We start from the raw sequence: 20,924 nt of genomic DNA, 5'->3' as shown, positions 1-20,924 counted from the left end.
TCCGAAGGCAATTCGGCGGCCAAGGTCCGGTTCCTCATGGGCCGCGGCGCGCGGATCACGATCGGTCAAGGACGTCACCAGCGCGCGGAGGCGCCCCAGCTGGACAGCGTCCGGTCGATCCAGTCCCGTTGCGGCCCGAGCAGGATGCCTTGGGTCAGGCCGCCGCAGGCATCCTTCACCCATGCGGCGACCGCGACCACCGCCGCGCCCTCAAGGATCGGCCCGCCGGAATCGCCCTGGCAGCCGCCCGCTCCCGGTGCCTTCAGCCAAACCAGGATGCGGCTCGGGCCGTAGGGCTCGACGACATTGAGCGCCGCGCCGCGATAGCAGCCGATCGAGCGCCGGTCGCCGCCCCGCGCGGCTCCGTAGCCTGCGAGCGTCAGGCTCTGGCCGGCCCGCGGCATCGCGGCGCTCAACGCGGCCGGCACGAACCGAGCCGGCAGGGGCTCGCGGGTGCGCAGCAGCGCGAGGTCGATGGAGCGGGTGCGCCCGCGGATGGCATCGCCGTCATAGGCCGGATGCAAGCTGCGTGCGGCCGTCTCGGCCAGCACCGGGCGGCCTGTTTCGTCGCGGTAATGGACGCGGTTCTCGCCCACGCCCGCCACGCAATGGCCGGCGGTGAGCACCGCGTCCGGCGCGACGACGATCCCTGAACAGACCCCGCCGCCGGAGGTCAGCACCATCACCGCCGAGGCCGCGCCCGGCACCTCCGCGCCCTCCCGGCCGCCGACGATGGCGGTCGCCGGCGTGGCCGCGAGCAGGAGCGTGAGGGCCGCCGCCCCGAGGCCAAGGCCTGCACCGCGCGGAAGAGATAGGTTCGGCGAGCGCATCGATTGCGAAAACGCTTTCAGGAGAGGCTGGTATGACCCCGATACGCGTCGAGGAGATCGGCGTCGAGCCGGTGAGCGTGGCCGAGATGCGCGGCTATCTCCGGCTGTCCTCCGACGAGACTGCCGAGGACGCCTTGATCGCCCGCCTGATCCCGGCGGCGCGGGCGGCGGTCGAGGCGACCGCGCGTCGGCTGCTGCGGCCCACCCGCTTCCGGATGGTGCTGGCAGCCTGGCCCCGGCTCGGGCTGATGCCGCTGCCGCTGAGCCCGCTCGTTGCGGTGCTCCGCACCGGCCTGGTCGATGGGCGCGGCGCCCTCACCGAGATCGAGCCGGGGCCGATCAGGATTGGCCCCGACCCGTGGGAGGCGCCCTGCCTCCTGTTCGGGCCGGACCTGCCGCCGCTCGGCACGGCCTCGGCGCTGGTCGAGATCAGCGCCGGCTGCGGCGGCGAGGGGCCGCCGGTCCCCGAGCCGCTGGTTCAGGCCCTGCGTCTGACGATCGCCGACTGGTTCGAGAACCGGGGCGATGCGGGCGGCGATGGCGTGCCCCGCCCGCTCCCGCCCGAGGCGGCGGGGCTCGCCGCCGCCTGCCGCCGGATGCGGCTCTGATCCTGATCTACGGAGACCGACCATGACACACAGGCCGCTCGGCGCGCGGCGGCGTCGCCTCGTGCTCGAAGTCCCGGTGGACGAGCCCGACGGGTTCGGCGGCCGGCTCCGCCGCTACGTTGCCGGACCCGTGCTGTGGGGCTCGCTGGAATCGCTCGGCAGCGCCGCCGCGCCCCGTGGCGGGCGCACCGACCGGCCCGGCCTCTACCGCGTCGGCCTGCGCTACCGCCCCGGCGTCACCCCGGCCATGCGCTTCGCCGACGGACCGCGCCGCTTCGCGATCCGCGCGGCCGACGACCCCGACGGGCGCCGCCGCGACCTCGTCTGCGAGGTGGAAGAGGTGATCGAGGAGGCTTCCCCGTGACGCGTTCGAGCCCGCTGCTGGCCCTGCGCGCCGGCCTTCTCGCTCACCTTGCCGCGGATACGCTGCTCGCTGCGCTGATGGGCGGCCGCCTGCGGCTCTACGACGAGCCGCCACGGGGCGCCGCCCCGGTCTATGCGCTGTTCGGACCGAGCGAGGTCAGCGACGATTCCGTCGATGGTGCGCAGCGCCACCGCCACGCCTTCGCGCTGACGGTCTTCGCCAAGCCGGGCTCGGCCCGCTCGGCCCTGGAGGTGGCCGAGCGGATCGCCGCCCGCCTCGACGAGGCCGACCTCGCCGTGAGCGGCCACGCCCTCGTCCTTCTGCGCCTCAAGAGCCTCGCCTGCCTGCGCGACGAGCGCACCGGTGAGGCGCGCGCGACCCTTTCCTTCGAGGCGGTGACCGAAGTCGCCCCCTGATTTTCCTCGAGAACGCCGGAGCCGCCAGCATGAGCGCACAGAGAGGCAGGGACCTCCTGGTCCGAGTCAGCAACGGGGCCGGCGGCTTCGTCGCGGTGGCGGGCCTGCGCGCCCGTCAACTCGCCTTCAACGCCGAGACAGTGGACGTCACCAACGCCGATTCCGCCGGGCGCTGGCGCGAGCTGCTGGCCGGCGCTGGTGTGCGCCGTGCCTTGGTTGCCGGGTCGGGCGTGTTCCGCGACGAGGCCTCCGATGCACGCCTGCGCCAGATGTTCTTCGATGGCGTGATCGGCCTGTTTCAGATCGTGGTGCCGGATTTCGGCACGATCGAGGGCCTGTTCCAGATCACGAGCCTTGAATATCGCGGCGAGCATGCGGGCGAGGTGACCTTCGACATGGCCCTCGATTCCGCCGGCCCCTTGAGCTTCGCGGGCGCATGACGATGGCCAACCGCCGACGCGGCGAGGTGCCGCTGACTTTAGGCCAGGAGCGCTACACGCTCTGCCTGACCCTCGGCGCGCTCGCCGAACTGGAAGACGCGCTCGGCGCGGGCGACCTCGCCGGCCTGGCCGAACGCTTTGCCGGCGGGCGGCTCGCCGCCCGCGACGTGATCGCGCTGCTCGGCGCGGCGCTCCGCGGCGGCGGCCACGCCCTCGACGACGAGGTGGTCTCTCGCCTTCCGCTCTCCGGCGGATTGGCGGCCGTGACCGCAGCGCTCGGTGAGGCGCTGGTCGCGGCCTTCGGCGAGGCGCCGCCCGCGGACCCTTGATCCCTGCGGGAAGCCACGCGCCGGAGACGCCCGTCTCCGCCTTCCCGTGGGATGCGGTGCTGACGCTCGGTCTCGCGACCCTGCGCTGGCGCCCGCGCGACCTCTGGGCCGCCACGCCCCGCGAACTCGCCGCCGCCGCGGGCCTGACTCGCCCGGCCCACGACGCGCCGAGCCGGGCCGATCTCGAACGGCTGCTCGCCGCCCATCCCGATCCGGGGACCCCGTGATGACCGACAGCGACCGCAGCACGGCCGAGCGCGCCCGGCAGCTCGAAACCCTCGACCAGCTGGCCCAGCGCTTCGGCCAGAGTCTGTCCTCGGCCTTCGACCGCAACCTCAATGCCGGGCGTCAACTCGACGGCGTGCTTGCCTCGCTGGCGAGCAAGCTTTCCAACGTTGCGGTCAAGGCGGCGCTGGCTCCCGTGAAAGCGGGCGTGACGAGCCTCGTCAACAGCCTGCTGAGTGCGGCCTCCGAGGGCGGCAGCACGACGGCGCTCGCCAAGGGTGGCGTCGTCTCCGACGGGCGGATCATGCCGTTCCGCCTCGGCGGCGTTCTCGGCGGGGGACGGGTGCGCCCCTTCGCGGCCGGCGGGGTCGTCGCGGCACCGACCTATTTTCCGCTTGCCGGCCCTGGGAGCGACGCCGGCCTGATGGGCGAGGCCGGGCCGGAGGCGATCCTGCCGCTCAGGCGCGGCAGCGACGGCCGTCTCGGCGTCGCCGCGGGCGGTGCCGAGCGGCCGGTCGCAGTCACCGTCAACATCGCCACGCCGGACATCGAGGGCTTCCGCCGCTCCGAGGCCCAGGTCGCCGCCCGTCTCGCCCGCGCCGTGGCGCGCGGCCGCCGAGCGCTCTGAGGAGCACCGCCATGGCATCCGACTTTCACGAGGTCCGCTTTCCCCTCGATGTCGCCCTGCGCGGCAGCGGCGGCCCGGTGCGGCGCACCGAGATCGTCACGCTGGCCTCGGGCCGCGAGCACCGCAACAGCCGCTGGGCCAATTCGCGCCGCCGCTACGATGCCGGGCTCGGCATCCGCACCCTCGACGCCCTGCACGCGGTGCTCGGCTTCTTCGAGGAGCGGCGCGGGCGCCTCTACGGGTTCCGCTACCGCGACCGGATCGATCACCGCTCCGGTCCGCCCTCGCGCCCTATCGCGCCGACGGACCAACGGATCGGCACCGGCGACGGCGCGACCCGCATCTTTGCCCTTGCCAAGACCTACGGGAGCGGCCCGGAGGCCTACCGCCGGGCGATCGCCAAGCCGGTGGCCGGCACTGTGCGCGTGGCAGTGAATGGTGCCGAGGTGGCGGCCCCGAAGCTCTCCGTCGATCCGGTCACGGGCCGGGTCACCTTCGCCGCCGACGCGGCGCCGCCGCCGGGCGCCGCCGTCACGGCCGGTTTCGAGTTCGATGTGCCGGTCCGCTTCGACACTGACGAACTCACTGTGGACCTCGCCGCCTTCACCGCTGGCGAGGTGCCGCGCATCCCGCTGATCGAGATTCTGCCCTGAGGGAAAGCCCATGCGCGCCGTCCCGCCCCGTCTCGCCGCCCGCCTGGAGGGCGGCGCCACCACGCTCTGCCGCTGCTGGGCCCTGCGCCGCCGCGACGGACTCGTCCTCGGCTTCACCGACCACGACCGCGATCTCGTCCTCAGTGGCGTGACCTACGCCGCCCGCAGCGGGCTGGAGGCGGCTGAGGCAAGCGCGGAACTCGGCTTCGCCGTCGGTGGCGGCGAGGTCGCCGGGGCGCTGACCTCGGCCGGGATCACGGAGATCGACGTCGCGGCGGGGCTCTATGACGGGGCCGGGGTCGAGACCTGGCTGGTCGATTGGGCCGAGCCCGAGGCGCGTCTGCTCCTCGACGTGGCGACCCTGGGCGAGATCCGCCGGGAGGGGGGCGCCTTCGTCGCCGAACTGCGCGGGCTGATGCACCGCCTCGACGTCACGGTCGGGCGCAGTTTCCGCGCCGCCTGCGACGCGGAACTCGGCGATGCCCGCTGCCGCGTCGATCTCTCGGACCCGCGCTTTCGCGCGACCGGCACGGTACGGGTCGCGTCCGAGCCCGGCCGGCTCAGCGTCGCGCTGGCGGGGACGTTCACGACCGACTGGTTCTCCGGCGGGCGCCTGACCTGGGACACCGGCGCCAATGCCGGACACGCCGCGGACCTGCGCGGCCATCGCCGCGACGGCGCGGCGACGATCCTCGACCTGTGGGACCCGCCGCCGCGCCCGGTTGTGACCGGCGATGCCTTCACGCTCGTCGCCGGCTGCGACAAGAGCCTTGCCACCTGCCGGGACAAGTTAGCTAACACCCTCAACTTCCAGGGTTTTCCGCACATGCCCGGCAACGACTTCGTGCTGCGCTCCGGGCCTGAGGCCGGCGCGCGCCTCGACGGCTCCAGCCTGTTCCGATGAGGCCATCATGGATGACGACGTCTCGCCGCTCGCCGGACGGATCGTGGCGGAGGCCCGTGCCTGGGCCGGAACGCCCTACCGGCACCAAGCCTCACTGAAGGGTGTCGGCTGCGATTGTCTCGGCCTGCTGCGCGGGGTCTGGCGGGCCGTGCTCGGCCCCGAACCAGAGGAGGCGCCGCCCTACGCCGCCACCTGGGCCGAATCGGCTCTCGACGGCGACGACCCGCTGGTCACCGCCGCGCGGCGGCACCTCGTGCCGATCATGGGACCGTTGAATGCCTATCAGCCCCGAGCCGGCGACGTCCTGCTCTTCGCGTTTCGCGCATATTTGCCGGCAAAGCACTGCGCCATCGCGACCGGGCCAGGGGCGATGATCCATGCCCATGACGGCGCGGCGGTGACAGAGGTTGCGCTCACGCCGTGGTGGCGGCGCCACCTCGCCCACGCCTTCCGCTTTCCCGATCCGCCCTGACCCTTTCACTGACGGAGGCACCGCCATGACGACGCTCGTCCTGCAAACCGCCGGCGAGGCGGTCGGCACTGCGCTCGGCGGTCCCATCGGCGGAATGATCGGGCGCGTGGCCGGTGCGGCCGGAGGCGCGGCGCTCGACGGCGCGCTATTCGGCGCCGGCACGAGCCCGCGCTTCGTGGACGGGCCGCGGCTGACCGAACTCGGCGGCCTCGCCTCCACCGAGGGCGCGCCGGTGCCCCGTGTCTACGGCCGGGCGCGCATCGGTGGCACCCTGATCTGGGCGACGCGCCCGCTCGAGATCGCCAACACCACCGTGGAGCGATCCTCCTCCGGCTCGAAGGGTGGGGCGGGCGGCCAGAAAACCGTGCGCACCGCCTATAACACTTTCATCGATCTCGCCGTCGGGCTCTGCGCGGGCGAGATCGCCCTGGTCCGCCGGATCTGGGCCGATGGCAGCGAACTCGACCTGACGACGCTCAACTGGCGCGTCCATACCGGCTCGGGGACGCAGGCGCCCGATCCGCTGATCGTCGCCAAGGAAGGCGCGGACAACGCGCCGGCCTATCGCGGGCTTGCCTACATCGTGTTCGAGCGGCTGCCGCTCGCTGCGTTCGGTAACCGCATCCCGCAATTCGCCTTCGAGGTGATCCGCCCCGTCGCCGGGCTGGCGAGCAAGCTCCGCGCGGTCTGCCTGATACCGGGCTCCACCGAGTTCGGCCTCGACCCACTCGCCGTCAGCGAGGATGCGGGATTCGGCGCTACGAAGCCGGCAAACCGTTTCCAGTTTCAGGGCGCGAGCGACGTCGTCGCCTCGCTCGATGCGCTCCAGGCTTTGTGCCCCCGGCTCAAGCGCGTCTCGGTGGTGGCAAGCTGGTTCGGCGACGATCTGCGCGCCGGGCACTGCACCGTGACGCCGCGGGTCGACACGACGGCGAAGGCGACGACGGGCGAGCCCTGGTCCGTTGCCGGGCTGAACCGCGCCGCGGCGCAGGCCGTCTCCCGCTCCGGTGAGACGGCCGCCTATGGCGGCACGCCGTCCGATGCCGGGCTCGGGCGGCTGGTGGCGGAGCTGACCCGCCGCGGCCTCGCGGTAGTGCTCTATCCCTTCGTGATGATGGACGTGCCGGCCGGCAACGCCCTGCCGGACCCATACCGGCCCGGTGAAGCGCAGCCGGCTTACCCTTGGCGCGGGCGCATCACCTGCGATCCCGCTCCCGACCGGGCCGGAAGCCCGGACGGCACCGGCGGCGCGGCCGATCAGGTCGTAGCCTTCTTCGAGGGGCCGCAGGGCTACCGGGCGATGATCCTGCACTATGCCGGCCTCGCCGCCGGCTGGGCGGCGGCGGGAGCGCCGCTCGCCGGCTTCATCCTCGGCAGCGAGTTCGTCGGCCTCACGCGGGTGCGCGGACCGGACGGCGCCTATCCGGCGGTCGCGCAGCTCCGGCGCCTCGCCACGGAGGTTCGCGCCCGCCTCGGCCGCGATGTGAGCCTCGTCTACGCCGCCGACTGGACCGAGTACGGCGCCCATGTCCGCGATGGCGGCGCCTCCGTGCGCTTCCCCCTCGATCCGCTCTTTGCCGATCCGGCCATCGACGCCGTCGGCATCGACTACTACCCGCCGATCTCGGATTGGCGCGATGGGCCCGATCATCGCGACGCGGCGGAGGCCGCGAGCCTCTACGACCGCGCCTATCTCAAGAACCGCCTCGGGGCGGGCGAGGCGTTCGACTGGTACTATGCCAGCCCCGAGGATCGCGCCGCGCAACGCCGCACGCCGATCACCGACGGCGCCCACAATAAGCCGTGGATCTACCGGGCCAAGGATCTCGTCGCGTGGTGGTCGAACCCGCATGTCGAGCGCGCCGGCGGCGTCGAGACCGGGCCGACGGCCTGGGTGCCAGGGGCCAAGCCGATCTGGCTCACCGAGATCGGCATCCCGGCAGTCGATCGCGGCACCAACGGGCCCAATGTCTTCCCCGATCCGAAATCGTCCGAGAACGCGGCGCCGCCCTTCTCCCGCGGCACCCGCGACGACTTGATCCAGGCCCGCGGACTCGACGCGATCCTCTCGCGTTTCGATCCTGAATCCAAGGGTTTTGAGCCGGCTCATAATCCGGTCTCGCCGGTCTATGGCGGCCGGATGATCCCGGCCGAAGACATCTATGTCTGGGCCTGGGATGCCCGGCCGTTTCCGGCTTTCCCCGATTTCACGAGCCTGTGGTCGGACGCCGCCAACTGGGCCCTCGGCCACTGGGTCACCGGCCGGATCGAGGGGCTGGAACTCGACCGGCTGATCGCGGCAATCCTGGCCGATCTCGGCATCGACGCGCCCCTCGACATCGATGCCGCCGGCTTCCTCGACGGGGCCGTCCTCGATCGGCCGCTCTCCGCCCGCGAGGCGCTGGAGCCGCTCGCCCGACTGTTCAACCTCGACGTCTCGGTTTCCGCCGGCACCCTGCGGATTCGCGACGGGCACACGCGCACGCCCGCCATGCTGGACGCGGGCGACCTCGTGCTCGGCGAGGGTGAGGCGGCGCCCCTACGCCGGGTACGGGCGCAGGAGAGCGAGTTGCCGCGCTCCGTCGCGATCGGCTTTTCCGACGGCGAGAGCCCGGATTACCGCCGCGCCACGGCATCCGCCGCGCGCCCGGCCGGCGCGCGGCGGCAGGAGGTGCGGGTTGACGCGGCCATCGTCACCCGGCGCGACGCCGTGCAGGCGCTGGCGGAGGCCGTCCTCGACGCGGCGCTCGCGGGCCGGGATACGGCCGCCTTCGGGGTGAGCCCACGCCGGATCGATCTGGAGCCCGGCGATGTGGTGGCACTCCCGGACGCGGATAGCGGGACGCTTCACCGGATCGTGCGGATCGACGACGCGCCCACGGGCCGCCGGATCGAGACCCGGGCCGTGCCGCTTGCCCGGCCCGATCCCGCGCCCATCACGCCGGCCCCGAGAACAGGCCGGAGGCCGCCGGCGGTGCCGGGGCCGGTCTTCGCCCTGCCGCTGCTCCTACCTGTGGAGCGCGGCGACCCGGTGCCGCTGGCCTATCTCGCGGTCTCGGCCGATCCCTGGCCCGGTGCCGTCGCGGTCTGGCGCTCGGCCAGCGAGGGCGCGCCGTTCGCGCTCCACCGCACCCTCGACCATCCGGCCTGCCTCGGCCGCACGCTGACCCCACTGCCGCCGGGCCCGCTCTGGCGCTTCGACCGCAACGCCCGCCTCGACGTCACCCTGCGCCACGCGGAAGGGTTGAGCGCCATCGGCGAAGCCGCCGCCCTGGCCGGCGGCAACCTGTTCGCGGTGATCGGCGCGGACAGGGCGGTCGAACTCCTGTCCGCGGCGAAAGCCGAGCTGATCGGGGCCGGCACGTGGCGGCTCTCGGGCCTGCTGCGGGGGTTGGCCGGAAGCGAGGTCGCCGCCGGCCGTTCGGCGGGCACGGGGAGCCTGATCGTGCGCCTCGACGATGGCGCCGTCCGGCCCCTCGTCGATCGGCTCGACGAGGCCGGCCGCCGCTTTCTCTACCGGGTCGGCCCGGCGGAGCGCGATCCGGCCGATCCCGCTTTCGTCGGTTTCGCGGCAACGGCCGACCTGACCGCCTTCACCCCCTTGAGCCCGGTTCACCTGCGCGCCCGGCGCGAGGCCGAGGGCATCCGCTTCCATTGGATCCGGCGGGCGCGGCGCGACGCCGACGCCTGGGAGCCGGCCGACCTGCCGCCGGGCGAGGGGGCGGAGGCCTACCGCCTCGACATCCTCACCGAGGACGGGGGGATTCTGCGCAGCCTGAGCACCGGCACGACCAGCGCGCTCTACGCCCGCGCCGACGAGATCGCCGATTTCGGCACGCCCCGCACCGAGATCGACGCGGCATTGGTGCCGATCGGCCCGCTCGCCGGCCCCGGCCCCGCCCGCCGGACACGGGTGAGCCTGCGGACCGTCTGACACCTGACATTCCCGGAGTGGCCCATGGCCGATACGACCCCGAGCCTTGCCCTGCCGCTGATCGCGGGGGGGCAGGCGCAGAAGCACGTCACCCACAACGAGGCCTTGGCGCTGCTCGACGCGCTGGTGCAGCTCGCCGTCCTCGACAAGGACCGGGCCGCCCCACCCGCGAGCCCCGCCGAGGGCGACCGCTACCTGATCGTCTCGGGCAACCCGAGCGGGGCCTGGACCGGCTGGGCCGGGCGCATCGCCCGCTTCCAGGACGGTGCGTGGCTGTCCCTCAAGCCGCTTGCGGGCTGGACGGCTTATGTCGCCGACGAGGCCGAACTCTACACCTTCACCGGCTCAGCCTGGATGCCGTTCCGCGCGACGATCACCGCCCTGGACAATCTGACCCGCCTCGGGCTCGGCACCGGGGCGGATGCGGACAATCCCTTCGCGGCCAAGCTCAACAAGGCGCTCTGGACCGCGCTGACGGTCGCAGAGGGCGGAAGCGGCGATCTGCGCTACACCCTGAACAAGCAGGCGGCCGGCAACACCCTCTCCCTGCTGATGCAGACCGGGTTCTCCGCCCGCGCCGAGATCGGCCTGACCGGTGACGACGACCTTCGTGTGAAGGTCTCCCCGAATGGCGGCGACTGGTTCGAGGCGCTGCGGATCGCGCGCGAGACGGGGCGGGTCGCCTTTCCCGGTCGGATCACCGTCGCGGACGTGCCGGTTCTGACGGCGCAGGTGATCGCCGGCAACAGCGGGCCGGGCTCCATCCCGGCCGGGGCGACGCGGTACTTCACCAATGCCCTCGTCGGCGGCCACCCCAGCGTGGTCTACGCCGCCGCCGGCCGGCGGGGGCGGTTCCGCGATCTGCGGGTCGTGACGCAGGGCGCGCCGGGCACCGGTCAGAGCTGGACCTTCACGCTCCAGAACCTGTTCACCGGCACGGCCCTGACTTGCACGATCGCCGGCGCCGGTTCCAACCAAGCGGCCGACCTCGTCAACAGCGCCGTCTTCGAGGCGGCGGACCGCTGGTGCCTCAAGATCGTGTCGAGCAGCGGGGCACAGCCCACGACCAACATCCTGTTCTCGCTGCTGTTCGAGGGCCTGGATTAGAGCGCATTCCGACGAAGTGCTGACCGGTTCGTCGAAAGAATGCGCGGTAAAACAATGACCTAGAGACGCCGGCCGCCGAGCCCGCCCCTCGACCCATCCCCTCAAGACCGGAGATTGACGATGGACCTCAGTGCCGTCGGCCGCGCCGTGCTGATCGCCCGGGAGGGGCGACGGTTGGAGGCCTACCGCGACAGCGTGGGGGTCTGGACCATCGGCATCGGCCACACCGCCGCCGCCGGGCCGCCCATGCCGCGGGTGGGCCTGCGCATCGAGGCCGGGGAGGCGGACGCGATCTTCACCCGCGACGTGGCGGCCTTCGTCCGCACCGTCGCCGAGACGATCCCCGAGCCGCTACCGCAGCACGCCTTCGACGCGCTGGTCTCGCTTTGCTTCAACATCGGCCCGGCGGCGTTCCGGCGCTCCACGGTGCTGCGGCGCCTGCGGGCCGGCGACCGGGCGGGCGCGGGCGAAGCGATCCTGATGTGGAACCGCCCGGCCGCGATCATCCCGCGTCGACAGGGCGAATTCGACCAGTTCCACACGCCCTACGAAACCGCCCTGCCGCGCGCCCGACGCAGCGATGCGCAACCCGTCGCCGCCCCCGTCGAACGCCCATCCTCGCCGTCCAGCGCGCGGACCGGCTGGTGCGCGCGCCTGTGGGACTGGCTGCGCGCCGGCCGCTGACCGCTTCCCCCCGCCCCCGAAAGGATCGCTGCCATGACGCCGACCAAGGTGACGCCCAACAAGGTCTTCGCTCGAAGCTTTGCCCGAACCATGGCCAGGGTCTTCCTCATCAGACCCGTCCTGCTGCCGCTCCTCCTGCTCGGCTGCTGCGCGCCCGCGCACGCAACTGCGCTCCCTGCCGTCGACGCCGCCGCGCTGGTCTTGCCCTGGGGCGGCGCCGTGGTGGCGCTCGCCCAGGGCTTGTCCGCGCTGCTCACGCCGGTGCTCGTCGCCGCGTTCGCGGCAGTGCTCGCGCGGTTCGGCGGTCCCCTGCGCCTCCTCGTCACCGACGCGCTGGTCGAGCGCCTCGTGCGCAACGCCACCGACTACGCCCTGAACGCCGTGGCCGGCGCCGTCCAAGGGCGTAGGCTGACCGTCTCCGTCGGCTCGGCGGTGATCGCGCGGGCCGTGCAACGGGCGCTCGACCAAGCGCCGGCCTGGTTGATCCGGGCGGCGGGCGGTGGTGAGGGGGTCGCGGAGAAGGTGTTCCGATCCCTGCCCTTGGAGGCGGCGGCGACCGCGGGCAACACCCTCGAACCCGCTCTGGAACACGCCCTGGGACAAGGGACCGCGCGCGAGACCCGTAAGGCCGTCTGATCGTCCGGTATCGCGCAAGACCGGAGCCGAGAATCCGGGAGGCGTTGCAATGGACAAGATCGCAGCGGAAGCCGCGCGCCTCCTCTTCGCCGACGGGGGCGCCGGCTGGATCGTCGCGGTGCTGCTGGGGCTGGCCTGCCTCCACCTCTACCGGGACGGCCTGCGCGTGCTGGAAGCCCGCATCGCCGAGACGGGTGCCACCGCCGCGGCGCTGGAGCGCGCCTCGCAGACCAACGCGGCGGTGGCCGCCGCCCTGGAGAGCCGCACCCGCGTGCTGGAGGATCTGGTCCGGCTCACGGGCGAGACCGCCGGGGCGGTCGCGCGCAGCGACGAGCGCGCGCGGGAGCGGTTCGAGGATCTCCTGCGGCGCATCGGCGAGTTGCAGCACCGGCCGAATCTTTGACGGGTCACAGGGAGTCACCGATGCCTGCCCATATCTCTTCCGCGCCGGCTGCCGCCGTCACGGATGGAACCAGCTCGCAGGCCTCGCGCCGAAGCCGGTCCCGTGCCGCCGCCGGCCGCCTGGAGGCGGCGCGCCACGGCTTCGAACGCTCCCTGATCACGCTGCGCCGGGCCGCCCTCGACGCCATCGACAGCGGCGATCTGGCGAGCCTGACCCTGCGGGTGTGCGGTGACCGCCGCCGGCATGCCGGCGGAGAGGGGGCGGCGTGAGGCGTGCGGAGTCATGCCCACGGAACCGCGGCGGCAATCCCGCCTTGTCCCCGGCAACATCGCCGACCCGGACATGGCCCTCGAACGCAAGACATCTTCTCCGGCCGCTTCCTCACCGAGTGCGCCCGCGCTCGCAAACATTCAGGGCGCATTCAGTGCGCTGGCGCGACAGTCACCCTCGATGCGCCAAGCTTTCGCCCTGTTGATCGTCGTCTCGACCGCCGCGGTCCTCGCGGCGGGGGCGGTCGGCCCGCTCGCCGAGGAAACCGGTGCCCTCGCGCCCGTTCCGGCGCAGCGGGCGCCGCTGAATCGCGGCGACGATTGCCTGTCGCCGGCCGACCTGCGCGAGGCGGTGGCCGAAAAGCGTGTCGTGCCGCCCATCGCCGCGATCCGCGCGGCGCGCCAGATCGTTCCGCGGGCCGAAATCCAGCGCGCCAGCCTGTGCCGGCACGAAGCGGGGCTCGTCTATCTACTGACGGCCTTGCGTCGTGATGGGCATTTCATGCACGTCATGGTCGATGCCCAATCGGGACAGGTGAGCGGGCATTGGTAAGCGTGGCGGTGCGCCGCCGGGATGAGGAGTAACCGACCGTGCGTCTGCTCGTGGTCGAGGATGACCGTGACATCAACCGGCAGGTCGTGGCCGCGTTGGAAGAGGCCGGCTACGTCGCCGACAAGGCCTTCGATGGCGAGGAGGGCGGCTATCTCGGCGAGAACGAGCCCTACGACGCCATCATTCTCGACATGGGCCTGCCCAAGGCCGACGGCGTCACCGTGCTCCAGAACTGGCGCCGGGCCGGGGTGAAGACCCCCGTCATCATTCTCACCGCCCGCGACCGCTGGTCCGACAAGGTGGACGGCTTCGACGCGGGCGCCGACGACTACGTTACCAAGCCCTTCCACATGGAGGAGCTGATGGCCCGCGTCCGCGCGATCCTTCGCCGCGCGGCGGGTCACGCGTCCAGTCAGATCGCCTGCGGCCCCGTCACCCTCGACACCCGCTCCGGCCGCGTCTTCGTAGACGGTGCCCCGATCAAGCTGACGAGCCACGAATACCGGCTGCTCTCCTACCTGATGCACCACACCGGCCGTGTCGTCTCCCGCGCCGAGCTGACCGAGCACCTCTACGACCAGGATTTCGACCGCGACTCCAACACCATCGAGGTGTTCGTCGGGCGCCTGAGGAAGAAGCTCGCCGTGGACCTGATCCAGACGGTGCGGGGGCTGGGCTACCTGATTGATCCGAACCAGCCGCCGGGGCGGGCGTGAGACCCTATGGGCCGCCGAGATCGGTGAGCGCGAAATCCGCGCCCTTGTAGAGGAGCGGCACGCCGTGATTCTGCGCGACCGCGTAGGCGAAGCCGTCGCCCACAGTGAGGCGGGCCGCGCGGCAACGTGCTCGTGCAGAGGTTTCAGCCGAACCCACAAGCCGGGGCGACGCTCCTCCCGCTCCAACTCGTTGCGGACAGCGAGCTTGACGGCTTCCGTGAGTGGAACGCCCTTCCGCTCGGCCAAGAGGCGGACGATGCGGTCCGTCTCCGCAGCGCCGATGTGCAGGGCCATAAGCGCCTCCTGGCGGGCCGTGTAGAAAGCCGGTGCGCATGATGTACATGCCCGCAAAGTTGCGAGCGAGCCGAGATTCGAGCCAGGATTCATGACCGACCGCCTCGCTTGGCTCCCCTTGCGCCGCCGCTCCATTGCGGTGCGGCTCGCGGTCTCCTCGTTCCTGTCGAGCACCGCGATCCTCGTCATCGCGGCCTTCATCCTCACCACGCTCTACCGCGAGAACACCGAGCGCGCCTTCGACAGCCGCCTGCTCGTCTTCGCCAACAATCTCGCCACCGATCTCGTCTCGCCGAGCGACCCCGAGACGCGCTCCTTCTCGCTCGGCGATCCACGCTTCGACCTGCCACTGTCGGGCTGGTACTGGCAGGTCGGGCGACCCGATGCGAAGCCGCGGGACCTGCGCACCTCGCGCTCGCTCGTCGGCGTGCCGCTGAAAGGCCCGGATCAGGCCGGCACCGCGACCGTCGGCCAGATCCGCCAGGGCTACGGCCGGGGGCAGGACGACCGCAGCCTGCGCATCGTCGAGCGCGACGTCGATGTCGGGGCCGACGGGCGCTACACCGTGCGGGTGGCTGGGCCGGCGGACGAGATCGTCAACGACGTCGAGCGCTTCCGCTTTTCGCTGTTCATGACCTTCGGCCTGCTCGGCTTCTCGCTCGCGGCCACCGCGCTGCTGCAGATCCGCTTCGGCCTCGCCCCCTTGCGCAAGCTGCGCACGGCGCTCGGCTCGATCCGCCGCGGCGAGGCCGACCGGATCGACGGCGAGTATCCGCGCGACATCGCGCCCCTCGCGGGCGAGATCAATCTGCTCATCGAGACCAATCGCGAGATCCTGGAGCGGGCCCGCACCCAGGTCGGCAACCTCGCCCACGCGTTGAAGACTCCGCTCTCGATCATCGTCAACGAGGCCAGCGGCAGCGACGCCCCGCCGGAATTGTCGGAGAAGATCCGCGAGCAGGCAGCGGTGATGCGCGATCAGGTGAACTACCACCTCGACCGTGCCCGCGCCGCCGCGCTTGCGGGCACGCTCGGCACCTCGACGGAGGTCGAGCCGGCGCTGGCCGGCCTCGTGCGGACCTTCGGCAAGATCTACCGCGACAAGGACATCGCCTACGAGGTCCACGTCCCGCCGGGTCTGCGCTTCCGCGGCGAGAAGCAGGATTTCGAGGAGATGATCGGCAACCTCGTCGACAACGCCTCGAAATGGGCAGCGGGCCGGGTCTCGATCTCCGCCGCGCCGACGGCCGAGCACGATTATCCCCACCTCCTCGTGGCGGTGGAGGATGACGGGCCGGGTCTGCCCGAGGAGGACCGCGCGGCGGTGCTCAAGCGAGGCCAGCGTCTCGACGAGACCAAGCCGGGCTCCGGGCTCGGCCTGTCGATCGTCGCGGATCTGGCCGCGCTCTATCGCGGCCGCTTCCGCCTGGAGGCCGCCGCGCTCGGGGGCTTGCGCGCGGTGATCGAAGTGCCGGGCGACGCGCCCGCGGGGGGCGGACAACGCTGAGCGGCGGGCCTTGCGAAGGTTACGCACCGGCAGGCCTGTGCTATGGCCATGCTTCCCTCGCGCGTGACGACGTGTCACCCGGAAGCGATGTCGTGCGGGCCCCGCTCGGGCTCTACACGGGGCCGAGCTTAAAAACTTTGGGTCTGATGACGGCGATCTGGTTCATCCTGGCGGCCATGACCGGCGCAGCCGTGTTCGCGCTGCTTTGGCCGATGTCGCGCCGCCGCCGGCAAGGAGTCGGTCCGGAGGCGGAGGGCGGCGACGGGCTCGCCACCGAAACCGGCTTCTACGAGGACCAACTCGCCGAGATCGAGCGCGATCTTGGTCGTGGCCTCATCGCCCCGGCGGAGGCCGAGGCCGCGCGCGCCGAGGCCGCGCGACGGTTGCTGCGGGCGAGCCGCGAGGAGCGGGCGGACGGGGCGGGCGCCGCGCCGATCGCCGAGCCGCATCTGCGCCAGCGCCGGGCGGCTTCCGCCTTCGCGCTGTCCACGATCCCGCTGGTCGCGCTCGTCGTCTACGGCCTCTACGGCTCTCCGAATCTCCCGTCGCAGACCGACGCCGACCGCAAGGCGACGCGGGCCGGCGCGCAGGATCTGATGACCGCCATCGGCCAGATCGAGGCGCGGCTCGCCAACCACCCCGACGACGTTCGCGGCTGGAGCGTGCTCGGGCCGGTCTATATGCGGCTCGGGCGGTTCGACGACGCGGCCCGTGCCTACGCGGCGCTCGTGCGCCTCAAGGGCGAGGACGCCCAGGCGCTGTCGGATTGGGGCGAGGCCCTGGTGGCGGCGGCCGACGGCACCGTCTCGCCGGAGGCGCGCAAGGTGCTGGGCCGGGCGCTCACCGCCGATCCGAAGGCGGCCAAGCCCCAGTTCTATCTCGCCCGCGGCGACGAGCAGTCCGGCGACGTGGCCGGCGCCGTGCGGCGGCTGGAGGCGATGGCGGCCTCCGCCCCCGCGGATGCGCCCTGGCTGCCGACAGTGCGCGACAACCTCGCCCGGCTGAAGGGCGAGACCATGGCCGCGCCGAAGGCCGAAGGGGAGGCCGGGGAGGGCGCTCGGGATCGAGCCAAGGACGGCGCCAAGGACGGGGCCAAGGATGGGGCGATGTCCGAGGCGCCGGTGGCCGGGCCGGGCAGCAACATCCAGGCCCTGCCGCCCTCCGAGCGGATCGACGCGATCCGCGGCATGGTCGAAGGGCTGGAACGGCGCTTGGCCAAGCAGGGCGGCAGCGCCGACGAGTGGCTGCGCCTCGTGCGCTCCCACGCGGTGCTCGGCGAGCGCGACAAGGCGCTCGACGCGTTGGAGCGCGGGCGAAAGGCGTTTCCCGACGATAAGGAAGCCCAGGCGCGTTTCGATGCGCAGGCCCACGAACTCGGCCTTGCCGGGGCCGGGACGCCACCGCCGAAGGCAGAGAACAGCGAAAAGCCCGGTGAGCGGAATGCGGCCGAGCCCGACACGGCCGCCAATGCGATCCGGGCGATGCCGCCGGCCGAGCGGGAGGCGGCGATCCGCGGCATGGTCGCCAGCCTCGACCGGCGGCTCGCCGCCAAGGGCGGCAGCGCCGACGAGTGGATGCGGCTCGTGCGCTCCTACGGTGTGATCGGCGACCGGGCCGCCGCAGCCCAAGCCCTCGACCGGGCCAGGATGGCGCTCGCCGCCAACCCGAAAGCGGTCGAACGCCTCGACGCGCTCGGCAAGGAACTCGGTCTGACGCCCGCTCAGCCGTAGCGGAAGGCGGCCCCTGACAATCGGTCCCGCCCGTTCAACCTTGACCCCGCGGGCGGGCGGGCCGAAACCCGTCTCTTGATCCTCAGCAGACGTCGCACCGCCGTCAGGCCTTCGCCAGCCTGAAGGAACGAGAAGAAGCCGACGAACCGGGACGGAACCGTTTTGACCCGCAAGAGCCGCCGCCTGATCCTCATCGCCGCCTGCGGCGCCGTGCTGGCGCTGGCGCTCGGGCTGATCCTGTCGGCGATGAGCGGCTCGATCGTGTTCTTCCGCTCCCCCGCGGAGGTGGCGGCGCAGGGCGTCTCGCCCGGCACCCGCTTCCGCCTCGGTGGCCTGGTCAAGGACGGCTCGGTGAAGCGAGGGCCCGACCAGCACGTCGAATTCGCGGTCACCGACACCAACGCCACGGTGCCGGTGCAGTATCGCGGCCTCCTGCCCGACCTGTTCCGCGAGGGCCAGGGCATCGTCGCCGAGGGCACGCTCGATGTCGGCGGCGTGTTCCGGGCCGATACGGTGCTCGCCAAGCATGACGAGAACTACATGCCCCGCGAGGTCGCCGACGCGCTCAAGGCGCAGGGGCGCTGGCAGGAAGGCGGGGGCAAGGAAGCCCCCAAGGACGTGCCCAAGGACGCCTCTAAGGCGGCTCCGAAGGATGGGGCGAAGCCGGAAACGGCCGATGCCACCCTGGGCCAGCGTAGCGAGCGGTGAAAGATTCCATGACCGTCCGGACCGAAACCGCGCGAGGGGACTGCCGGTGATCGTCGAGATTGGCCATTACGCTTTGGCGCTCGCGCTGGCGCTCTCCCTGGTGCAGGCGGTGATGCCCGCCTGGGCCGCCCGCTCGGGCGACGCGGCTTTGCGCGAGGTGGCGGGGCCCGCCGCGCTCGGCACCTTCGCCTGCATCCTGTTCGCCTTCTGCGCGCTGACCTACGCGCACATGACGTCGGACTTCTCGGTCCAGAACGTCGTCGAGAACTCGCACACCGCTAAGCCCCTGATCTACAAGATTTCCGGCGTGTGGGGGAACCATGAGGGCTCGATGCTCCTCTGGGTGCTCATCCTCGCTTTGTTCGGCGCCTGGGTCGCCACCGCCAAGACCTCCGTGCCGCCGGTGCTGCGCACCAACACGCTGATGGTGCAGGCGAGCGTCACCTTCGTGTTCGTGCTGTTCATCATCACGACCTCGAACCCGTTCGCCCGCGTCGCGCCGGCGCCGCTGGAGGGCAACGATCTCAACCCGCTGCTGCAGGATTTCGGCCTCGCGATCCATCCGCCGCTGCTCTACCTCGGCTATGTCGGCTTCTCCGTCACCTTCGCCTTCGCCGTCGCCGCCCTGATCGAGGGGCGCATCGATGCCGTCTGGGCGCGGGCGGTGCGGCCCTGGGCCCTGATCGCCTGGAGCTTCCTGACGCTCGGCATCGCGATGGGTTCGTACTGGGCCTATTACGAACTCGGCTGGGGCGGCTGGTGGTTCTGGGACCCGGTCGAGAATGCCTCGCTGATGCCCTGGATCGCCGGCACGGCGCTGCTGCACTCCATCGTCGTCATGGAGAAGCGCGACGCGCTCAAGGTCTGGACGGTCCTGCTCGCCATCCTCACCTTCTCGCTCTCGCTGGTCGGCACCTTCATCGTCCGCTCCGGCCTGCTCACCTCGGTGCACAGCTTCGCCTCCGATCCGAGCCGCGGCGTGTTCATCCTCGCGATCCTCGCGCTCTTCATCGGCGGCGCGCTGAGCCTGTTCGCGTGGCGGGCGCCGAGCTTGCGTCAGGGCGGCCTGTTCGCGCCGATCTCCCGCGAGGGCGCGCTGGTGATGAACAACCTGTTCCTGGTCGCGGCCTGCGCCACCGTCTTCGTCGGCACGCTCTATCCGCTGCTGCTGGAGATGCTGACGGGCGAAAAGATCTCGGTCGGCCCGCCCTTCTTCAACTGGACCTTCATTCCCCTGGCGCTGCCGCTCCTCGTGATCGTGCCGTTCGGGCAGGCGCTCGCGTGGAAGCGGGGCGATGCCGCGGCCGCCGCGCAGCGCCTGCTGGCGGCCTTCGCGGTGGCCCTCGTCGTCGCCCTCGGCGCGGCGGCTTGGGCCTGGGGCGGCCCGGTGATGGCGCCCGTCGGCCTCGGCTTCGGCGCCTACCTCATCATCGGCTCCGTCCTCGAGATCTGGGCGCGCGCCCGCGGCTACGGCCACAACCGGACGCGTGATTTCGGCACGACGTGGCGCCGGGCGATCGGCCTGCCGCGCTCGGCCTGGGGCACGGCTCTGGCCCATGCCGGCGTCGGCGTCGTCGTGCTCGGCATCGCCGGGCAAGGCTGGGCCACGGAAGGGCTCGCGACGATCCGGCCGGGCGGTCAGGTCGCCTCCGGCCCCTATGTCGCCACCCTCGACCGCATCGGCCCGACCAAGGGTGAGAACTACGAGGAGACCACTGCCTTCCTGACGCTGCGCAACCGCGCGGGCGACTATGTCGGCACCGCCGAGACCGGCAAGCGCTTCTATCCCTCCCGCCGGATGACGGTGACGGAGTCCGGCCTGAAGACGGTCGGCGTCAGCCAGATCTACGCCAGCCTCGGCGAGGTGATGCCCGACGGCTCGATCGGCATGCGGCTCTACTACAAGCCGCTGGTGCTGCTGATCTGGATCGGTTCGCTCATCATGGCGGCCGGCGGCGGCCTCTCCCTCACCGACCGGCGCATGCGTGTCGGCGCCCCGGTCAAGGCGCGCGCCAAGCTGCCGCCCTCCGCGGTGCCCGCCGAATGAGCCGCTTTCGCTCCACGATCGCCGCGCTCGGCTTAAGCCTCGCCGCACTCCCTGCCCTTGCGGTGCAGCCGAACGAGGTGCTGAAGGACCCCGCCATGGAGGCGCGGGCACGGCACATCTCGGAAGGCCTGCGCTGCCTTGTCTGCCAGAACCAGTCGATCGACGATTCTGACGCGCCGCTCGCCAAGGATCTACGCGTACTGGTGCGCGAGCGGCTCAAAGAGGGCGACAGCAACGGTCAGGTCATCGATTACGTCGTGGCCCGCTACGGCGAATTCGTGCTGCTGCGCCCGGTCTTCGGCTGGCACACGCTGTTGCTTTGGCTGAGCCCTCTGCTCGCGGTGGGTCTCGGCGCCTTCGGCATCTGGCGCCTGTCGCGCCGCCGCCCGCCGACGCGGGTCGCGGGTCTGTCCAAGGCGGAGGAAGCCGAAGTCGAGGCGCTGCTCAAGCGGCCGTAAGCTCACCGG

24 protein-coding genes and 1 pseudogene are annotated in these 20,924 nt (G+C 72.1%); 23 read left to right on the top strand and 2 right to left on the bottom strand.

The window, feature by feature from the left end:
• Positions 1–74: 74 nt before the first annotated feature.
• The gene (locus tag OVA30_RS03515; protein ID WP_268174628.1) at positions 75–830 is read right to left on the bottom strand and encodes a trypsin-like serine protease; all 756 of its coding nucleotides are present in this window, start codon (positions 828–830) and stop codon (positions 75–77) included.
• Between the two features lie 32 nt (positions 831–862).
• Here OVA30_RS03515 and OVA30_RS03510 point away from each other — a divergent pair, with 32 nt between their 5' ends.
• The 18 genes from OVA30_RS03510 (at position 863) to OVA30_RS03425 (ending at position 14,171) form a co-directional block, all read left to right on the top strand.
• On the top strand, positions 863–1,438 hold the full coding sequence (locus tag OVA30_RS03510; RefSeq protein WP_268174627.1) for a head-tail connector protein: 576 nt from the start codon (positions 863–865) through the stop codon (positions 1,436–1,438).
• 22 nt (positions 1,439–1,460) lie between these two features.
• Entirely contained in the window at positions 1,461–1,802 is a 342-nt protein-coding gene (locus OVA30_RS03505) for a head-tail adaptor protein (RefSeq protein WP_268174626.1), read from the top strand.
• Positions 1,799–2,218 (top strand): DUF3168 domain-containing protein, encoded by a 420-nt coding sequence (locus OVA30_RS03500; protein WP_268174625.1) that lies wholly within the window; start codon positions 1,799–1,801, stop codon positions 2,216–2,218. The genes OVA30_RS03505 and OVA30_RS03500 overlap by 4 nt, the downstream gene beginning before the upstream one ends.
• A gap of 29 nt (positions 2,219–2,247) precedes the next feature.
• On the top strand, positions 2,248–2,658 hold the full coding sequence (locus tag OVA30_RS03495; protein WP_268174624.1) for a phage major tail protein, TP901-1 family: 411 nt from the start codon (positions 2,248–2,250) through the stop codon (positions 2,656–2,658).
• A gap of 2 nt (positions 2,659–2,660) precedes the next feature.
• Complete coding sequence (locus tag OVA30_RS03490; RefSeq protein WP_268177452.1) at positions 2,661–2,987, top strand: gene transfer agent family protein; 327 nt, start codon at positions 2,661–2,663, stop codon at positions 2,985–2,987.
• Positions 2,984–3,214, top strand: coding sequence for a phage tail assembly chaperone (locus OVA30_RS03485; protein WP_015950370.1), 231 nt, complete (start codon positions 2,984–2,986; stop codon positions 3,212–3,214). Before OVA30_RS03490 ends, OVA30_RS03485 begins: the two co-directional genes overlap by 4 nt.
• Positions 3,214–3,840, top strand: a complete 627-nt coding sequence (locus OVA30_RS03480) for a phage tail tape measure protein (protein ID WP_268174623.1) — start codon at positions 3,214–3,216, stop codon at positions 3,838–3,840. Before OVA30_RS03485 ends, OVA30_RS03480 begins: the two co-directional genes overlap by 1 nt.
• A gap of 11 nt (positions 3,841–3,851) precedes the next feature.
• Complete coding sequence (locus OVA30_RS03475; RefSeq protein WP_268174622.1) at positions 3,852–4,493, top strand: DUF2460 domain-containing protein; 642 nt, start codon at positions 3,852–3,854, stop codon at positions 4,491–4,493.
• A gap of 10 nt (positions 4,494–4,503) precedes the next feature.
• Complete coding sequence (locus OVA30_RS03470) at positions 4,504–5,397, top strand: DUF2163 domain-containing protein (RefSeq protein WP_268174621.1); 894 nt, start codon at positions 4,504–4,506, stop codon at positions 5,395–5,397.
• A 7-nt stretch (positions 5,398–5,404) separates the two neighbouring features.
• A complete protein-coding gene (locus tag OVA30_RS03465) occupies positions 5,405–5,869 on the top strand; it encodes an NlpC/P60 family protein (protein ID WP_268174620.1) in 465 nt (154 codons plus the stop codon).
• A 25-nt stretch (positions 5,870–5,894) separates the two neighbouring features.
• Positions 5,895–9,803 carry a baseplate multidomain protein megatron gene (locus OVA30_RS03460; RefSeq protein WP_268174619.1) on the top strand — a complete coding sequence of 1,303 codons (3,909 nt, stop codon included), beginning with the start codon at positions 5,895–5,897 and terminating at the stop codon, positions 9,801–9,803.
• A gap of 24 nt (positions 9,804–9,827) precedes the next feature.
• On the top strand, positions 9,828–10,910 hold the full coding sequence (locus OVA30_RS03455; protein ID WP_268174618.1) for a DUF2793 domain-containing protein: 1,083 nt from the start codon (positions 9,828–9,830) through the stop codon (positions 10,908–10,910).
• Positions 10,911–11,030: 120 nt separating this feature from the next.
• A complete protein-coding gene (locus OVA30_RS03450; RefSeq protein WP_268174617.1) occupies positions 11,031–11,594 on the top strand; it encodes a lysozyme in 564 nt (187 codons plus the stop codon).
• A gap of 33 nt (positions 11,595–11,627) precedes the next feature.
• Positions 11,628–12,230 carry a hypothetical protein gene (locus OVA30_RS03445; protein ID WP_268174616.1) on the top strand — a complete coding sequence of 201 codons (603 nt, stop codon included), beginning with the start codon at positions 11,628–11,630 and terminating at the stop codon, positions 12,228–12,230.
• 49 nt (positions 12,231–12,279) lie between these two features.
• Entirely contained in the window at positions 12,280–12,633 is a 354-nt protein-coding gene (locus OVA30_RS03440; protein WP_268174615.1) for a hypothetical protein, read from the top strand.
• Between the two features lie 20 nt (positions 12,634–12,653).
• Positions 12,654–12,902 (top strand): hypothetical protein, encoded by a 249-nt coding sequence (locus tag OVA30_RS03435; RefSeq protein WP_268174614.1) that lies wholly within the window; start codon positions 12,654–12,656, stop codon positions 12,900–12,902.
• A gap of 181 nt (positions 12,903–13,083) precedes the next feature.
• Positions 13,084–13,455 (top strand): PepSY domain-containing protein, encoded by a 372-nt coding sequence (locus OVA30_RS03430; RefSeq protein WP_012752448.1) that lies wholly within the window; start codon positions 13,084–13,086, stop codon positions 13,453–13,455.
• 38 nt (positions 13,456–13,493) lie between these two features.
• Positions 13,494–14,171 carry a response regulator transcription factor gene (locus OVA30_RS03425; RefSeq protein WP_003606557.1) on the top strand — a complete coding sequence of 226 codons (678 nt, stop codon included), beginning with the start codon at positions 13,494–13,496 and terminating at the stop codon, positions 14,169–14,171.
• A gap of 168 nt (positions 14,172–14,339) precedes the next feature.
• On the opposite strand, the pseudogene OVA30_RS03415 reads toward OVA30_RS03425, so the two are convergent.
• Positions 14,340–14,465 (bottom strand): annotated as a pseudogene (locus OVA30_RS03415) (type II toxin-antitoxin system VapB family antitoxin); the annotation flags it as partial.
• Positions 14,466–14,556: 91 nt separating this feature from the next.
• On the opposite strand from OVA30_RS03415, the gene OVA30_RS03410 reads away from it, so the two are divergent.
• From OVA30_RS03410 to OVA30_RS03390, 5 genes are all read left to right on the top strand, one after another.
• The gene (locus tag OVA30_RS03410) at positions 14,557–15,972 is read left to right on the top strand and encodes an ATP-binding protein (protein WP_012253034.1); all 1,416 of its coding nucleotides are present in this window, start codon (positions 14,557–14,559) and stop codon (positions 15,970–15,972) included.
• Between the two features lie 146 nt (positions 15,973–16,118).
• Positions 16,119–17,702: a c-type cytochrome biogenesis protein CcmI gene (gene ccmI, locus OVA30_RS03405; RefSeq protein ID WP_268177451.1), complete on the top strand. Its 1,584-nt coding sequence runs from the start codon at positions 16,119–16,121 to the stop codon at positions 17,700–17,702.
• A gap of 162 nt (positions 17,703–17,864) precedes the next feature.
• On the top strand, positions 17,865–18,410 hold the full coding sequence (ccmE, locus tag OVA30_RS03400; protein WP_268174613.1) for a cytochrome c maturation protein CcmE: 546 nt from the start codon (positions 17,865–17,867) through the stop codon (positions 18,408–18,410).
• Positions 18,411–18,456: 46 nt separating this feature from the next.
• Positions 18,457–20,457 carry a heme lyase CcmF/NrfE family subunit gene (locus OVA30_RS03395; RefSeq protein WP_268174612.1) on the top strand — a complete coding sequence of 667 codons (2,001 nt, stop codon included), beginning with the start codon at positions 18,457–18,459 and terminating at the stop codon, positions 20,455–20,457.
• Positions 20,454–20,915 carry a cytochrome c-type biogenesis protein gene (locus OVA30_RS03390; RefSeq protein WP_268174611.1) on the top strand — a complete coding sequence of 154 codons (462 nt, stop codon included), beginning with the start codon at positions 20,454–20,456 and terminating at the stop codon, positions 20,913–20,915. The genes OVA30_RS03395 and OVA30_RS03390 overlap by 4 nt, the downstream gene beginning before the upstream one ends.
• Positions 20,916–20,924: the final 9 nt, after the last annotated feature.

The sequence above is a fragment of the Methylorubrum sp. SL192 genome, from assembly GCF_026672325.1.
Taxonomy (GTDB): domain Bacteria; phylum Pseudomonadota; class Alphaproteobacteria; order Rhizobiales; family Beijerinckiaceae; genus Methylobacterium; species Methylobacterium extorquens.
Note: the sequence above shows the minus strand (reverse complement) of the source record. Positions and strands in the feature narration are given on the sequence as shown.

What these genes read in the sequence shown, in the direction of transcription:
- OVA30_RS03515 (WP_268174628.1), bottom strand. Translation starts at nt 830, where the DNA reads ATGCGCTCGCCGAACCTATCTCTTCCGCGCGGTGCAGGCCTTGGCCTC.
- OVA30_RS03510 (WP_268174627.1), top strand. Translation starts at nt 863, where the DNA reads ATGACCCCGATACGCGTCGAGGAGATCGGCGTCGAGCCGGTGAGCGTG.
- OVA30_RS03505 (WP_268174626.1), top strand. Translation starts at nt 1,461, where the DNA reads ATGACACACAGGCCGCTCGGCGCGCGGCGGCGTCGCCTCGTGCTCGAA.
- OVA30_RS03495 (WP_268174624.1), top strand. Translation starts at nt 2,248, where the DNA reads ATGAGCGCACAGAGAGGCAGGGACCTCCTGGTCCGAGTCAGCAACGGG.
- OVA30_RS03490 (WP_268177452.1), top strand. Translation starts at nt 2,661, where the DNA reads ATGGCCAACCGCCGACGCGGCGAGGTGCCGCTGACTTTAGGCCAGGAG.
- OVA30_RS03480 (WP_268174623.1), top strand. Translation starts at nt 3,214, where the DNA reads ATGACCGACAGCGACCGCAGCACGGCCGAGCGCGCCCGGCAGCTCGAA.
- OVA30_RS03475 (WP_268174622.1), top strand. Translation starts at nt 3,852, where the DNA reads ATGGCATCCGACTTTCACGAGGTCCGCTTTCCCCTCGATGTCGCCCTG.
- OVA30_RS03470 (WP_268174621.1), top strand. Translation starts at nt 4,504, where the DNA reads ATGCGCGCCGTCCCGCCCCGTCTCGCCGCCCGCCTGGAGGGCGGCGCC.
- OVA30_RS03465 (WP_268174620.1), top strand. Translation starts at nt 5,405, where the DNA reads ATGGATGACGACGTCTCGCCGCTCGCCGGACGGATCGTGGCGGAGGCC.
- OVA30_RS03460 (WP_268174619.1), top strand. Translation starts at nt 5,895, where the DNA reads ATGACGACGCTCGTCCTGCAAACCGCCGGCGAGGCGGTCGGCACTGCG.
- OVA30_RS03455 (WP_268174618.1), top strand. Translation starts at nt 9,828, where the DNA reads ATGGCCGATACGACCCCGAGCCTTGCCCTGCCGCTGATCGCGGGGGGG.
- OVA30_RS03450 (WP_268174617.1), top strand. Translation starts at nt 11,031, where the DNA reads ATGGACCTCAGTGCCGTCGGCCGCGCCGTGCTGATCGCCCGGGAGGGG.
- OVA30_RS03445 (WP_268174616.1), top strand. Translation starts at nt 11,628, where the DNA reads ATGACGCCGACCAAGGTGACGCCCAACAAGGTCTTCGCTCGAAGCTTT.
- OVA30_RS03440 (WP_268174615.1), top strand. Translation starts at nt 12,280, where the DNA reads ATGGACAAGATCGCAGCGGAAGCCGCGCGCCTCCTCTTCGCCGACGGG.
- OVA30_RS03435 (WP_268174614.1), top strand. Translation starts at nt 12,654, where the DNA reads ATGCCTGCCCATATCTCTTCCGCGCCGGCTGCCGCCGTCACGGATGGA.
- OVA30_RS03430 (WP_012752448.1), top strand. Translation starts at nt 13,084, where the DNA reads ATGCGCCAAGCTTTCGCCCTGTTGATCGTCGTCTCGACCGCCGCGGTC.
- OVA30_RS03410 (WP_012253034.1), top strand. Translation starts at nt 14,557, where the DNA reads ATGACCGACCGCCTCGCTTGGCTCCCCTTGCGCCGCCGCTCCATTGCG.
- ccmI (WP_268177451.1), top strand. Translation starts at nt 16,119, where the DNA reads ATGACGGCGATCTGGTTCATCCTGGCGGCCATGACCGGCGCAGCCGTG.
- OVA30_RS03390 (WP_268174611.1), top strand. Translation starts at nt 20,454, where the DNA reads ATGAGCCGCTTTCGCTCCACGATCGCCGCGCTCGGCTTAAGCCTCGCC.